The 13,790-nt window shown below is 66.9% G+C and carries 13 protein-coding genes and 1 tRNA gene; 11 read left to right on the top strand and 3 right to left on the bottom strand.

Features of this window, described 5'->3' with window-relative positions:
• Positions 1-70: 70 nt before the first annotated feature.
• Entirely contained in the window at positions 71-499 is a 429-nt protein-coding gene (gene mscL / locus A4W93_RS21945) for a large conductance mechanosensitive channel protein MscL (protein ID WP_085752631.1), read from the bottom strand.
• Between the two features lie 250 nt (positions 500-749).
• On the opposite strand from mscL, the gene petA reads away from it, so the two are divergent.
• From petA to A4W93_RS21915, 6 genes are all read left to right on the top strand, one after another.
• Positions 750-1,349 (top strand): ubiquinol-cytochrome c reductase iron-sulfur subunit, encoded by a 600-nt coding sequence (petA, locus tag A4W93_RS21940; protein ID WP_085752630.1) that lies wholly within the window; start codon positions 750-752, stop codon positions 1,347-1,349.
• A gap of 37 nt (positions 1,350-1,386) precedes the next feature.
• Entirely contained in the window at positions 1,387-2,787 is a 1,401-nt protein-coding gene (locus A4W93_RS21935; protein ID WP_085752629.1) for a cytochrome b, read from the top strand.
• A 23-nt stretch (positions 2,788-2,810) separates the two neighbouring features.
• Positions 2,811-3,584 (top strand): cytochrome c1, encoded by a 774-nt coding sequence (locus tag A4W93_RS21930; protein WP_085752628.1) that lies wholly within the window; start codon positions 2,811-2,813, stop codon positions 3,582-3,584.
• A 144-nt stretch (positions 3,585-3,728) separates the two neighbouring features.
• The gene (locus tag A4W93_RS21925; protein ID WP_085752627.1) at positions 3,729-4,340 is read left to right on the top strand and encodes a glutathione S-transferase N-terminal domain-containing protein; all 612 of its coding nucleotides are present in this window, start codon (positions 3,729-3,731) and stop codon (positions 4,338-4,340) included.
• Positions 4,341-4,386: 46 nt separating this feature from the next.
• Entirely contained in the window at positions 4,387-4,932 is a 546-nt protein-coding gene (locus tag A4W93_RS21920) for a ClpXP protease specificity-enhancing factor (protein ID WP_085752626.1), read from the top strand.
• A gap of 65 nt (positions 4,933-4,997) precedes the next feature.
• Positions 4,998-5,073: transfer RNA gene (locus A4W93_RS21915), tRNA-Thr, on the top strand.
• A 116-nt stretch (positions 5,074-5,189) separates the two neighbouring features.
• On the opposite strand, the gene A4W93_RS21910 is transcribed toward A4W93_RS21915, so the two are convergent.
• On the bottom strand, positions 5,190-5,480 hold the full coding sequence (locus tag A4W93_RS21910) for a DciA family protein (RefSeq protein ID WP_085752625.1): 291 nt from the start codon (positions 5,478-5,480) through the stop codon (positions 5,190-5,192).
• Positions 5,481-5,517: 37 nt separating this feature from the next.
• On the opposite strand from A4W93_RS21910, the gene A4W93_RS21905 reads away from it, so the two are divergent.
• From A4W93_RS21905 to A4W93_RS21885, 5 genes are all read left to right on the top strand, one after another.
• Entirely contained in the window at positions 5,518-6,486 is a 969-nt protein-coding gene (locus A4W93_RS21905; protein WP_085752624.1) for a M23 family metallopeptidase, read from the top strand.
• 222 nt (positions 6,487-6,708) lie between these two features.
• Positions 6,709-9,456: a preprotein translocase subunit SecA gene (gene secA, locus A4W93_RS21900; RefSeq protein ID WP_085752623.1), complete on the top strand. Its 2,748-nt coding sequence runs from the start codon at positions 6,709-6,711 to the stop codon at positions 9,454-9,456.
• 238 nt (positions 9,457-9,694) lie between these two features.
• The gene (argJ, locus tag A4W93_RS21895) at positions 9,695-10,924 is read left to right on the top strand and encodes a bifunctional glutamate N-acetyltransferase/amino-acid acetyltransferase ArgJ (RefSeq protein WP_085752622.1); all 1,230 of its coding nucleotides are present in this window, start codon (positions 9,695-9,697) and stop codon (positions 10,922-10,924) included.
• A gap of 27 nt (positions 10,925-10,951) precedes the next feature.
• Positions 10,952-11,833 (top strand): pirin family protein, encoded by an 882-nt coding sequence (locus A4W93_RS21890; protein ID WP_085752621.1) that lies wholly within the window; start codon positions 10,952-10,954, stop codon positions 11,831-11,833.
• Positions 11,834-11,860: 27 nt separating this feature from the next.
• Positions 11,861-12,400, top strand: a complete 540-nt coding sequence (locus A4W93_RS21885; protein ID WP_085752620.1) for a BON domain-containing protein — start codon at positions 11,861-11,863, stop codon at positions 12,398-12,400.
• Positions 12,401-12,414: 14 nt separating this feature from the next.
• On the opposite strand, the gene A4W93_RS21880 is transcribed toward A4W93_RS21885, so the two are convergent.
• On the bottom strand, positions 12,415-13,422 hold the full coding sequence (locus A4W93_RS21880) for an integron integrase (RefSeq protein WP_085752619.1): 1,008 nt from the start codon (positions 13,420-13,422) through the stop codon (positions 12,415-12,417).
• Between the last annotated feature and the right edge of the window lie 368 nt (positions 13,423-13,790).

The following is a 13,790-nucleotide window of genomic DNA, read 5'->3' as shown; positions in this document are numbered from 1 at the left end:
CGGCACTGCAACATCGGTGCCGGCGACCGTGGGGCGCCGGCGACGGTGGGTGGGCGCTGGGCGTCGGGGATCACTTCTTCAGCGAGTCGCGGATCTCGCGCAGCAGCACGGTGTCTTCCGGGGTCTCGGCGGGCGGCGGGGCCGGCTCGTCCTTCTTCAGGCGGTTGATCTGCTTGACCATCACGAAGATGATGAAGGCGAGGATCACGAAGTTCAGGGCCACGGTCAGGAAGTTGCCGTAGGCGAACAGGGGCACGCCCGCCTTGGTGAGCGCCTCGTAGGTCATCGGGCCGTTGTAGCCCGCCGGCGGGTTCGACAGCAGGAAGAAGTAGTTCGAGAAGTCGAGGCCGCCCACGGCCTTGCCCACGATGGGCATGATCAGGTCCTTGACCACCGAGTCGACGATCTTGCCGAAGGCCGCACCGATGATCACGCCCACGGCGAGGTCGACCACGTTGCCCTTCATTGCGAACTGCTTGAACTCTGTCATGAAACCCATGGATCCGCTCCTTGTTGACGTGTTGTCTTGCGCGCCTCGGTGGCGCGGCGTGCCGCTGCGGGCTATTGTCATCGCTCCCGGGGCGTCCCGGCAGGCCGCGTGACGTTTTTCTCGGAAGGCGGCCTGTCCGGGAGCGTGCATACCCTGTGGACCTCGCGCAACTGGGGCAGTCGAGGCTGGCGGACCCCCTTGACACCTCCGTTAGAATGCCGGGTTACCCAAGATCAGAAGTCTTCGTCTGAGGAATCCCATGAGTGACCAGCAAGTCGACAGCGGTAAACGCACCTGGCTCATTGCCTCCAGTTGCGCCGGTGTGGTGGGTGGTGCGGCCGTCGCCGTCCCCTTCGTGAGCACGTTCCAGCCCTCCGAACGCGCCCGCGCGGCGGGTGCAGCGGTGGAGGTCGACATCAGCGGCCTCAAGGAAGGGGAAAAGCTCACGGTGGAATGGCGCGGCAAGCCGGTCTGGATCGTGCGCCGCACGAAGGCCCAGCTCGAGGCCCTCCCGAAGCTCGACGGCCAGCTCGCCGACCCGAAGTCGGAGCGCAAGCCCTCGGAACTGACCCCTGAGTACGCCCGCAACGAATGGCGCTCGATCAAGCCTGAATTCCTGGTCACCGTGGGCATCTGCACCCACCTCGGCTGCTCCCCGTCCGACAAGTTCGTGCCGGGCCCGCAGCCCTCGCTGCCGAGCGACTGGGCGGGCGGTTTCCTCTGCCCGTGCCACGGCTCGACGTTCGACATGGCCGGCCGCGTGTTCAAGAACAAGCCGGCGCCGGACAACCTCGAGATCCCGCCCCACATGTACCTGTCCGACACCCGATTGATCATCGGCGAAGACAAGAAGGCCTGACGGCAGTCAGTCACGGTATTCCAGGAGCAATCAATCCATGGCTGAATTCAAACAAGTCGCCGCCAACGCGCCGGTGGCCGAGAAACTGCTGAACTGGGTCGACAACCGGTTCCCGGCGAGCAAGCTCTACAAAGAGCACATGAGCGAGTACTACGCTCCGAAGAACTTCAACTTCTGGTACATCTTCGGTTCGCTCGCGCTGCTCGTCCTCGTCATCCAGATCGTCACGGGCATCTTCCTCGTGATGCACTACAAGCCCGACGCGAACCTCGCCTTCGCCTCGGTCGAGTACATCATGCGCGACGTGCCGTGGGGCTGGCTCATCCGCTACATGCACTCCACCGGCGCCTCGGCGTTCTTCGTGGTCGTGTACCTGCACATGTTCCGCGGCATGATCTACGGCAGCTACCGCAAGCCGCGCGAGCTCGTCTGGATCTTCGGCTGCGCGATCTTCCTGTGCCTGATGGCCGAGGCCTTCATGGGCTACCTGCTGCCCTGGGGCCAGATGTCGTACTGGGGTGCCCAGGTGATCGTGAACCTGTTCGCCTCCGTGCCGTTCATCGGCCCGGACCTGGCGCTGCTGATCCGCGGCGACTACGTCGTGTCCGACGCCACGCTGAACCGCTTCTTCAGCTTCCACGTGATCGCCGTGCCGCTCGTGCTGCTGGGCCTCGTCGTCGCGCACATCATCGCGCTGCACGAAGTGGGTTCCAACAACCCGGACGGCGTCGAGATCAAGTCGAAGAAGGACGCCCTCGGCCGCCCGCTCGACGGCATCCCGTTCCACCCGTACTACACCGTGCACGACATCTTCGGCGTCACCGTGTTCCTGTTCGTGTTCTCGACCGTGCTGTTCTTCATGCCCGAGTTCGGCGGCTACTTCCTCGAGTACAACAACTTCATCCCGGCCGACCCGCTGAAGACCCCGGCGCACATCGCCCCGGTCTGGTACTTCACGCCGTACTACTCGATGCTGCGCGCCACCACCACCGAGCTGGTGTACGTGTTCGTCGCGCTGATCGGCCTGGGCGCCGCGCTCGCCATCCTGAAGGGCCGCTTCTCCGGCGCCATCAAGGGCGCCATCGCGGTGGCGGCCGTCGTGGCCGCGGCCCTGCTGCTCACCTTCGAGCCCAAGTTCTGGGGCGTGGTGGTGATGGGCGGTGCCGTCGTGATCATGTTCTTCCTGCCGTGGCTGGACCACGCCGAAGCCAAGTCCATCCGCTACCGCCCCACGTGGCACAAGTGGATGTACGCGATCTTCGTGTTCGTGTTCGCCGTGCTGGGCTACCTCGGCGTGCAGCCGCCGTCGCCGGTGGGTGAGCGGGTGTCGCAGGTCGGCACGCTGTTCTACTTCGGCTTCTTCCTGCTGATGCCCTGGTGGAGCCGGATCGGCCAGTCGCGCCCCGTGCCCGACCGAGTCGTGTTCCACGCCCACTGAGCCGCCGCCACGGAAACCACACCATGAAGAAACTGATCCTCATCCTCCTGGCGTCGCTGAGCGTGCTGTCGACGCAGGTTCAGGCGTCCGAAGGCGGCGTCGCGTGGGACAAGTTCCCGAGCGCGAAGCTGACCGACGTGGCCTCGCTCCAGAACGGCGCGAAGCTCTTCGTCAACTACTGCCTGAACTGCCACTCGGCCGCGTTCATGCGCTACAACCGCCTGCGCGACCTGAACCTCACCGAAGACCAGATCAAGCAGAACCTGATGTTCACGACCGAGAAGGTCGGCGACACCATGAAGATCGCGCTCGATCCGAAGCAGGCCAAGGAATGGTTCGGCGGCACCCCGCCCGACCTGACCGTGATCGCCCGCTCGCGCGCCGACATCGGCAAGGGCTCCGGCGCCGACTACCTCTACACCTACCTGCGCTCGTACTACCGTGACGAGACGAAGGCCACCGGCTGGAACAACCTGGCCTTCCCGAGCGTGGGCATGCCCAACGTGCTGTGGGAGCTGCAGGGCCAGCGCACCGCCAAGTACGTCGAAGAGAAGGATCCGCATCACCACGGTGAGGTGGTCCACCGCTTCGCCGGCTTCGAGCAGGTGACCCCCGGCACGCTGACCCCGGTGCAGTTCGACGACACCGTCGCCGACCTCGTGGCCTACATGCAGTGGATGGGCGAGCCGGCCCAGAACCACCGCGTGCGCCTCGGCGTCTGGGTGCTGATTTTCCTGGCGTTCTTCTCCGTGATCACGTGGCGACTGAACGCCGCGTACTGGAAAGACATCAAATAACAACCCGCCGGTCGGGCAGGGTGCCGCTCGGTGCCCGCCCGTCCGCAGTTTGTCCGTGTTGCAACGGAGTGGAGGCCGCCCCGGCGGCTGTCTGCTCCGTTTGTGCTTTTACTGTTTTTTCTCTGCCCATAAGGAGCCGCCACCATGATGGTGCTTTACTCCGGAACGACCTGCCCTTACTCGCACCGTTGCCGCTTCGTTCTGTTCGAAAAGGGCATGGACTTCGAGATCCGCGACGTCGACCTGTTCGCCAAGCCCGAAGACATCGCGCTGATGAACCCGTACAACGAGGTGCCCATCCTCGTCGAACGCGACCTGATCCTGTACGAGTCGCACATCATCAACGAGTACATCGACGAGCGCTTCCCGCACCCGCAGCTGATGCCGGGCGACCCGGTGGCCCGCGCCCGCGTGCGCCTGTTCCTGCTCAACTTCGAGAAGGAGCTGTTCGCCCACGTCAACGTGCTCGAGTCGCGCAACATCAAGCCGAACGACAAGCAGCTCGAGAAGGCCCGCGCCCAGATCCGCGACCGCCTGACCCAGCTCGCCCCGATCTTCCTGAAGAACAAGTTCATGCTGGGCGACGACTTCTCGATGCTCGACGTGGCCATCGCCCCGCTGCTGTGGCGCCTCGACTACTACGGCATCGACATGTCGAAGAACGCCGTGCCGCTGCTGAAGTACGCCGAGCGCATCTTCTCGCGCCCGGCCTACATCGAGGCGCTGACGCCTTCCGAAAAGGTCATGCGCAAGTAAGAGCGCGACGACGCCCGCGTCCCGGCACGAGAACTCCCGTTTCACCATGATTCCATCCACACCCGGCAACAGCGGCACCTCGACGCGCCCGTACCTGATCCGTGCGCTGCACGACTGGTGCACCGACAACGGCTTCACGCCGTACATCGCGGTGTTCGTCGACGCCAGCGTCAAGGTGCCGATGGAGTACGTGAAGAACAACGAGATCGTGCTGAACGTGGGGTTCGAGGCCACCACGGGGATGAAGCTCGGCAACGAGTACATCGAGTTCAAGGCCCGCTTCGGCGGCACCTCGCGCGACATCATCGTCCCCGTCGACCACGTGATCGCCATCTACGCACGCGAGAACGGCCAGGGCATGGCCTTCCCGGCGCCCACCGAGGCCCACGTGCCCGCCGAGGGCGACGCGGCCGAGGCCGGCGCGTCCGAACGGCCGGGCGCCTCGGGCGGCCTGCGCCTGGCGAGCACCGATGGCCAGCCCCAGTCCGCTCCGGCGGGCGAGGGCACGGCCGAGTCGTCGGGGCCCACGGACCCGGCGCCGGAGCCGCCGGCCCCGGGCGGCGGCCGCCCGTCGCTCAAGCGCATCAAGTAAGCGTTCGCAAGACGCACCGAAGCGCATCAAAGCGTGACAGTTGCGTCGCTAGAATCACAGATTCAGCCCTTGTAGCTCAGCTGGTAGAGCAGCGGTTTTGTAAACCGAAGGTCGCGGGTTCGATCCCTGCCGGGGGCACCATCCATGGGCCTTTCGAGGCTTTCCAAGGCTCCACGCCATTCACCGGCTGGAGCCTTTTTCACATCCGCCGAGGTCCGCGAGACCGGGTTTCGCTCGTGCGATCGGCGGGCGCCGCCTCATTGAACCTTGATGCGGATTGCCTTAACCTGCATTCCCTTGGCTCGGAGGGCTTCCTCCAGCCGCGGGGCGAGCTGGCGCAGCTTCGAGCCGACGGCGGCATTGGCCACCAGGAGCGTCCAGCCGTCTTCGTCGAGGGGACCGGGTCTCAGGTGAGGGGCCAGGGCCGAAGGCACGACCGACCGGACCACGGCGAGGCGCGCCTCGGACTCCTTCAACAGGTGCTGCAGCCGTGCGAGTGGCGAGCTGCGCTGGATGGCCTGCTCGATGGGCAGGGCGTCCGGGGTCATGGGGCGACGAGGTTTCACCGCGAGGAGTTTAACGACGATGCAGATCCTGATCACCCACGGCTCGCTGGCCCGCACGCGCGTGCTGAGCTTCAACCGCCTGCAGCTGGCCGCGGCCCTCGTGGGGCTGGTGATCGTGCTGATGGCGCTGTCCGGCACCATCTACCATGCGGTGTTCCTGAAGGCCGCCCGCGAAGGCTGGCCCGTGGTAAGCCAGGTGGTGCGCCTGGTGGTGCGCGACGAGTTCGCCCAGCGCGACCGGTTCATGCGCGAGAACCTCGACGCCATGGCGCAGAAGGTGGGCGAGATGCAGGCCAAGCTCGTGCGCCTGGAAGCCATGGGTGAACGGGTCTCGGGCCTGGCTGGCGTGAAACCCGAGGAACTGCGCCAGATGACCGCGCCGCCGGCCAAGGGCGGCGGGCAGGGCGGGCCGTTCGTGCCGGCCAAGACGCCGTCCATGCAGCAGCTCAACGACCTGGTCACGTCGCTGGACTCCTCGGCCGACCTGAACACCGACCTCTTCACGCTCGTCGAGTCCCGCCTGTTCGAGCGGCGCCTGTCGTCGCTGATGGTGCCCAACTCCCGTCCGCTGAACGGCCCGGTGGGCTCCGGCTTCGGCTTCCGCAGCGACCCGTTCACGAGCCGCGCCGCGCTGCACACGGGCCTCGACTTCCCCGCCGACACGGGCACGTCCATCATGGCCGCGGCCGGTGGCGTGGTGCGGTCCACCGACTACCACCCGGCCTACGGCAACCTGCTGGAGGTGGACCACGGCAACGGCCTCGTGACCCGCTATGCGCACACGTCGCGCATCCTCGTGAAGGCCGGCGACCTGGTCAAGCGCGGCCAGGTGGTGGCCGAAGTGGGCACCACGGGGCGCTCCACCGGCCCGCACCTCCACTTCGAGGTGCTGGTGGAGGGCGTGCCCCAGGATCCGGCCAAGTTCCTGGCCGGCAAGGGCAACGTGCCGTTCGACCAGGCCGACGCCGGCGGAACGAAGGGCCACTGAGAAGGGTCAACCCTGTTCCGCTGCCGGGCGGACGTGCTCCACCCCGGTGCTAAAATCCGCGGCTTTTGCCGCCGGTACGGGGAAGAGGTGCCTTGCAATCCGCGGGGCGACTCCCATCTGACCGCGGTTGTTCCCCTGCTTGCGTGTGTGCGGGTCGTGCCGTTGCGCGGCCCTTTCGCATGTTCGTCCCGCTGACCCCAGCCCCTATTTTCCCGACGCTGCATGTTGCCCAAGCTTCTCACCCAGATTTTCGGTAGCCGCAACGACCGGCTGCTCAAGCAGTACCGTCAGGTGGTGCAGCGGATCAATGCGCTGGAACCGCAGTTCGAGTCGCTCGACGACGAGGCGCTGAAGGCCAAGACCGCCGAGTTCAAGGACCGCATCGCCAAGGGCGAGTCGCTCGACGCGCTGCTGCCCGAAGCCTTCGCGGTGGTGCGCGAGGGCGGCAAGCGCGTGCTGAAGATGCGCCACTTCGACGTGCAGCTGATCGGCGGCATGGCGCTCACCGGCGGCAAGATCGCCGAGATGCGCACCGGCGAAGGCAAGACGCTGATGGCCACGCTGCCGGTGTACCTGAACGCGCTGACGGGCCAGGGCGTGCACGTCGTCACGGTCAACGACTACCTCGCCCGGCGCGATGCCGAGTGGATGGGCAAGCTCTACAACTTCCTCGGCCTGACCGTGGGCGTGAACCTGCCCCAGATGCCGCGCGAGCAGAAGCAGGCCGCCTACGCTGCCGACGTCACGTACGGCACGAACAACGAGTTCGGCTTCGACTACCTGCGCGACAACATGGTCTACGAAACGGCCGACCGCGTGCAGCGGGGCCTCACGTACGCCATCGTCGACGAGGTCGACTCCATCCTGATCGACGAGGCCCGCACGCCGCTGATCATCAGCGGCCAGGCGGAAGACCACACCGAGCTCTACGTGCGCATCAACGCCGTGGTGCCGAAGCTCAAGAAGCAGATCGGTGAACTCGACCTGCGCACGGGCGAAGGCGTGATCGATCCGGGCGATTTCACCGTCGACGAGAAGTCGCACCAGGTCTACCTGACCGAGGACGGCCACGAGAACGCCGAGCGCATCCTCGCCGAGGCCGGCCTGCTGGCCGAGGGCGCCAGCCTGTACGACGCGGCGAACATCTCGCTGATGCACCACGTGTACGCGGCGCTGCGCGCCCGCCACCTCTACAACCGCGACCAGCACTACGTGGTGCAGGACGGCGAGGTGGTCATCGTCGACGAGTTCACCGGCCGCCTGATGACGGGCCGCCGCTGGTCCGACGGCCTGCACCAGGCCGTCGAGGCGAAGGAAGGCGTGAAGATCCAGAGCGAGAACCAGACGCTCGCGTCCATCACGTTCCAGAACTACTTCCGCATGTACGGCAAGCTGGGCGGCATGACCGGCACGGCCGACACCGAGGCCTACGAATTCCAGGAGATCTACAACCTGGAAACCGTGATCGTGCCGCCGAACAAGCCCACGGCCCGCAAGGACGAACTCGACCTCGTCTACAAGACCGACAAGGAAAAGTTCGACGCCGTCATCCAGGACATCCGCGACTGCCACGAGCGCGGCCAGCCCGTGCTGGTGGGCACCACCTCCATCGAAAACTCGGAACTCATCTCCGAGAAGCTCAAGAAGGTGAACCTGCCGCACCAGGTGCTGAACGCCAAGCAGCACGCGAAGGAAGCCGAGATCGTGGCCCAGGCCGGCCGCCCGGGCGTGATCACCATCGCCACCAACATGGCGGGCCGCGGCACCGACATCGTTCTGGGCGGCAACGTCGAGAAGCAGGTGCAGGTGCTCGAGGCCGACACCGAGCTGCCCGAGGCCGACAAGGCCGCGCGCATCAAGCAGCTGCACGACGAATGGCAGGGCCTGCACGAGCAGGTCAAGGCCGCCGGCGGCCTGCGCATCATCGCCACCGAACGCCACGAGTCGCGCCGCATCGACAACCAGCTGCGCGGCCGTTCGGGCCGCCAGGGCGACCCGGGCTCCTCGCGCTTCTACCTGTCCCTCGAAGACTCGCTGATGCGCATCTTCGCCGGCGACCGCGTGCGCGCCATCATGGACCGCCTGAAGATGCCCGAGGGCGAGGCCATCGAGGCCGGCATCGTCTCGCGCAGCATCGAGAGCGCGCAGCGCAAGGTCGAGGCCCGCAACTTCGACGTGCGCAAGCAGCTGCTCGAGTACGACGACGTGTCGAACGACCAGCGCAAGGTCATCTACCAGCAGCGCAACGAGATCCTCGAGGCCTCGTCGCTCGACGAGCAGATCACCAACCTGCGCGCCAGCACGCTGAACGACGTGGTGCGCACGTACGTGCCTGCCGAGAGCCTCGAAGAGCAGTGGGACCTCCCCGGGCTCGAGAAGGTGCTGCGCGACGAATGGCAGCTCGACGTGCCCCTGCAGGCCACGGTCGAGAAGAGCAACGCCATCACCGACGACGACGTGCTGGAGCAGGTCGTCAAGGCCGGCCACGCCGCGTTCGACGACAAGCTGCAGCGCGTGGGCGCCGAGCAGTTCCTGCCGTTCGAGCGCATGATCTTCCTGCAGTCCATCGACCAGCACTGGCGCGAACACCTCGCCGCGCTCGACTACCTGCGCCAGGGCATCCACCTGCGCGGCTACGCGCAGAAGAACCCGAAACAGGAGTACAAGCGCGAGGCCTTCGAGCTGTTCAGCCAGCTGCTCGACGTCGTCAAGATGGACGTCACGCGCATCCTGTTGACCGTGCGCATCCAGAGCCAGGAACAGGTGGCCCAGGCCGCCGAAGCCATCGAGGACCGCGCCGAGGCCATCAGCAACATCACCTACACGCACCCGAACGAGGACGGCAGCATCGCGCAGGAGACCGACCCCGCCACGATGCCCGACGGCGGCCTGCCGAAGGTGGGCCGCAACGACCCGTGCCCGTGCGGCAGCGGCAAGAAGTACAAGCAGTGCCACGGCAAGCTGAGCTGAGCGTGTGATGCCATGAAAAACGGAGCCTTCGGGCTCCGTTTTTCATGGTGCGCACGCAAAAGAAAACGCCGTCATCCCGGCGCAGGCCGGGACCCCGGGCGTGGGCTCGCAGAGCAGTGCTTCGAGCGACCGCCCAGGGTCCCGGCCTGCGCCGGGATGACGAAGCGGATTTCACCATTCCGCCCCCCGTTGTTCCTACAATCGACCACCAGTCCCCTTTCCCAAAGCGAGCCCCGAGATGCCCGTCAACCTGCAAGCCCCGAACCCCGCTGACCTGTTCCCCGTGCCCGGCGTGAAGCTCGGCATCGCGATGGCGGGCGTGCGAAAGGCCAACCGGCGCGACCTCACGGTGATCACCGTGTCCGAGGGCTCGCAGGTGGCCGGCGTGTTCACCACCAACCGCTTCTGCGCGGCGCCCGTGCAGCTGTGCCAGAAGCACCTGGCCGCCAACGTGGGCACGCGCGCCCTTGTCATCAACACCGGCAACGCGAACGCGGGCACGGGTGAAGACGGCCTCGTGCGCGCCTTCTCCACCTGCGTGGCGCTGGGCCGCCACCTCGAGCTGGCGCCCGAGCAGGTGCTGCCGTTCTCCACCGGTGTCATCATGGAGCCGCTGCCCCACGACCGCATCGCCGCGGGCCTGCCGGCCGCGCTGGACGACCTGAAGGAGGGCAACTGGGCCGTGGCCGCCGAGGCCATCATGACGACGGACACGCTGCCCAAGGCCGCGTCCAAGCGCATCACCCTCGGCGGCAAGACCGTCACCATCACCGGCATCAGCAAGGGCGCCGGCATGATCCGCCCGAATATGGCCACCATGCTCGGCTTCCTCGCCACCGACGCCGCGCTGGCTCCGGGCCTCGTGCAGTCCCTGGTCACCGACGCGGCCAACCGCTCGTTCAACCGCATCACCATCGACGGCGACACCTCCACGAACGACTCGTTCGTGATCGTGGCGACCGGCCAGGCCGGCAACACGCCCATCACGTCGTTCGACAGCGGCGACGGCGCCGTGCTGAAGGCGGCCGTCATCGATGTGGCCGAGAAGCTGGCCCAGGCCATCGTGCGGGACGGCGAGGGCGCCACCAAGTTCATCGCCGTGCAGGTCGACGGCGGCCGCACCGAAGACGAGTGCCGCCAGGTGGCGTACGCCATCGCCCACTCGCCGCTCGTGAAGACCGCTTTCTTCGCCAGCGACCCGAACCTCGGCCGCATCCTCGCCGCGGTGGGCTACGCCGGCATCACCGACCTCGACCAGACGAAGATCGATCTGCACCTCGACGACGTGTCGGTGGCGGTGGACGGCGGGCGCAACCCGGCGTACCGTGAAGAGGACGGCGCGCGGGTCATGAAGCAGGCCGAAATCACGGTGCGGGTCAACCTCAAACGGGGGGGCGCGTCCTCTACCGTCTGGACGTGTGACCTCAGCTACGAATACGTGAAGATCAACGCGGACTACCGCAGCTGATCCCCCTGTTCCCGAAGGACCGTCCCCATGGCCGAGACCCCCGACTTCCTGCAACTCAAGCCCCACACGAAGGACCTCGGTGGCGGCTTCGTCGTGCGCCGCACGCTGCCCGCGGTGCAGAAGCAGTCGGTGGGCCCGTTCATCTTCTTCGACCACTTCGGCCCCATCACCGCGAAGCCCACCGACAACCACGACGTGCGGCCGCACCCGCACATCGGCCTGGCCACCGTCACGTACCTGTTCGAGGGCGCGATGATGCACCGTGACAGCACGGGCGTGACCCAGCGCATCGAACCCGGCGCCATCAACTGGATGACGGCCGGCCGCGGCGTGGTGCACTCCGAGCGCACCCCCGACGACCTGCGCGGCGTGGAACGCCGCAGCCACGGCCTGCAGCTGTGGGCCGCGCTGCCGGCTGAACACGAGGAAGACGCGCCGAGCTTCCACCACACGGCCGCGGCCGACGTGCCGAAGGTGGACCTGCCCGGCGTCCAGGTGCGCGTGATGATCGGCAGCGCCTTCGGCGCCACCTCGCCCACGCCCACGCTGTCGCCCACGCTGTACGTCGACTTCGCGCTGCAGGCCGGTGCTTCCGTCACCGTGCCCGATGTGGCCGAGGAGCGGGCGTTGTACGGCGTGGATGCAGCCTTCACCGTCGATGGGATCGAGGTGGCGCCCCAGACCATGGTGGTGCTGCCCGCCGGCCGCGAGCCGGTGCTGTCGGCGCCGCAGGCCGCGCGTGTCGTGCTCGTCGGCGGCAAGCCGCTGGGTCATCGATTCATGTGGTGGAACTTCGTGTCCAGCCGCAAGGAGCGCATCGCGGAGGCCGCGGCCGACTGGGAGGCGCAGCGCATGGGGCACGTCGAGGGTGAGACCGAGTTCATCCCGGGGCCGCCGCTGAAGGTGTGACCGGCGGCGGGCGGGGCGGGCGTGTGCATGGTCCCGCTTGCCCGCGTCCTTGTCGTCATCCTGGCGGCCGGGTCCACCAGCCTGCCGTGCCATGGCGAGGAGCCGCCCACCGAACAGCGCAACTGGTTCGGCGACCCGTTCTTTCAGGTGTCCGCCCAAGGCCCCGGTTGCCCGTTGCCTCGGGGGCCATTCCGCACCGCACAGCAGCGCGACGTGCAGTCCCACAACCGCGCCGAGCGAGGCACCACCTGCTGGCTGGCCGGCACCTGCAGTCGGCCCAATGCCTTCCACTACGACCAGGACATTGCCCTGGCCTTCCGTGCCCAGGCCGCCCGGTTTCCGGCCCTGTTCAAGGGCACCGCGCTGTGGGTGACCGTGCAGGGGCGGATCGTGTTCGTGGAGGGCTGCGTGACCCGTGCGGCCACGGTGGCCGCGCTGGAAGACTTCACGTGGACGGTGCCGGACGTCGGCCACGTGATCGTCCGGGTGCGTGTCGGGGCGAAGGGTGAGGTGCCGTACCCGGTGCTGGCTGCGGCTTCAGGGAGTGATGCAGGCCGTCGGCGTTGAGAGGGAGTGCTCCGTCAGAGCGCGTCGAGCGGACTGCGGATGCCGCGCCCGCCGCGGTTGAGCACGTGGGTGTAGATCATCGTCGTGCTGACGTCGGCATGGCCCAGCAGCTCCTGTACCGTGCGGATGTCGTAGCCTGCGTGCAGCAGGTGGGTGGCGAACGAATGGCGCAACACGTGCGGCGTCACCGGCTTCACGCAGCCGCTGCGGCGGGCGGCCTCGCGCACGGCGCGTTGCACGGACTCGGGCAGCACGTGATGCCGGTGTTCGCGAGGGACATCCTCGCGCGGGTCGCGGGAGCGTGACGCTGCCGGGAACGCGTACTGCCAGCCCCAGGCGCGGTCGCTGTGCGGGAACTTCACCGCCAGTGCGTTCGGCAGGTAGACCTGCCCGAAACCCTCGGACAAGTCCTTGCGGTGGAGTGCCTGTGTCCGGGACAGTTGATCGCGCATGGGCTGCACGAGGTTGTCCGGCAGCACCGTCACCCGGTCCTTGTGGCCCTTGCCCTCGCGCACGATGATCTCGCGGCGGTTGAACTCGATGTCCTTCACGCGCAGCCGCAGGCATTCCAGCAGGCGCATGCCGGTGCCGTAGAGCAGGCTCGCGATCAGCCACATCGGACCGTGCATCGCTTCCAGCAGTGCACGCACCTCGCGTTCGGTGAGCACGAGCGGCAGTCGCCGGGGCGCCTTCGCCTGCACCACCTCGTCGAGCCAGGGCAAGTTGAGCTCGAGCACGTTCTTGTAGAAGTAGAGCAGGGCCGACTTCGCCTGGTTCTGCGTAGAGGCGGCCACGTGACGCTCCACCGCAAGGTGCGACAGGAACGCACCGACCTCGGCGGGACCCAGCTCGGAAGGGTGCCGCAGGCCATGGAACTGGATGAACCGACGCACCCAGTCGACGTAGACCTGCTCCGTGCGGATGCTGTAGTGGCGCGTGCGAAGGTGGGCGCGCAATTGGGTCAGCAGTTTGGCCGGGCGGGGCGGGCCGACGAATTCCGCTTCAGGGACGGGAGCTTCCATCCGGCAATTTTTCGGCCGCCCCAATTCGCACGCCCTATGCGGGCCGGGAGGTATCGCCGCGTTGTTTAGGGCGGCATTGGCCTGTAGGATTCGAGGAGGGCGAGATACGCGGTGCTGGGGAGTTGAGGGTGTCTTTGCCTGAGAGCCCGGGTGTCGCCCTAAAAGTCTGTGCCGGATGCGTTAGGTGACGGATGGACTGACTAGGTGACGCGGGCGGAAGCAAAACAATATGTCTATCTCACGTTAGGCATCACTATGCGCACTGTGCTCGCACAGCGATGGCGAAGGGAACTGGTTGCGTATGTGGCCGGAATTGCCACCATCCTCGCCGTCATCTTTGGTGCCACCGCGCTCTTCATGCAGGGAAA

This window comes from Piscinibacter gummiphilus (assembly GCF_002116905.1).
Classification (GTDB): domain Bacteria; phylum Pseudomonadota; class Gammaproteobacteria; order Burkholderiales; family Burkholderiaceae_C; genus Rhizobacter; species Rhizobacter gummiphilus.
The sequence above is the reverse complement of the archived record's forward strand: the minus strand, read 5'-3'. Positions and strand labels throughout refer to the sequence as shown.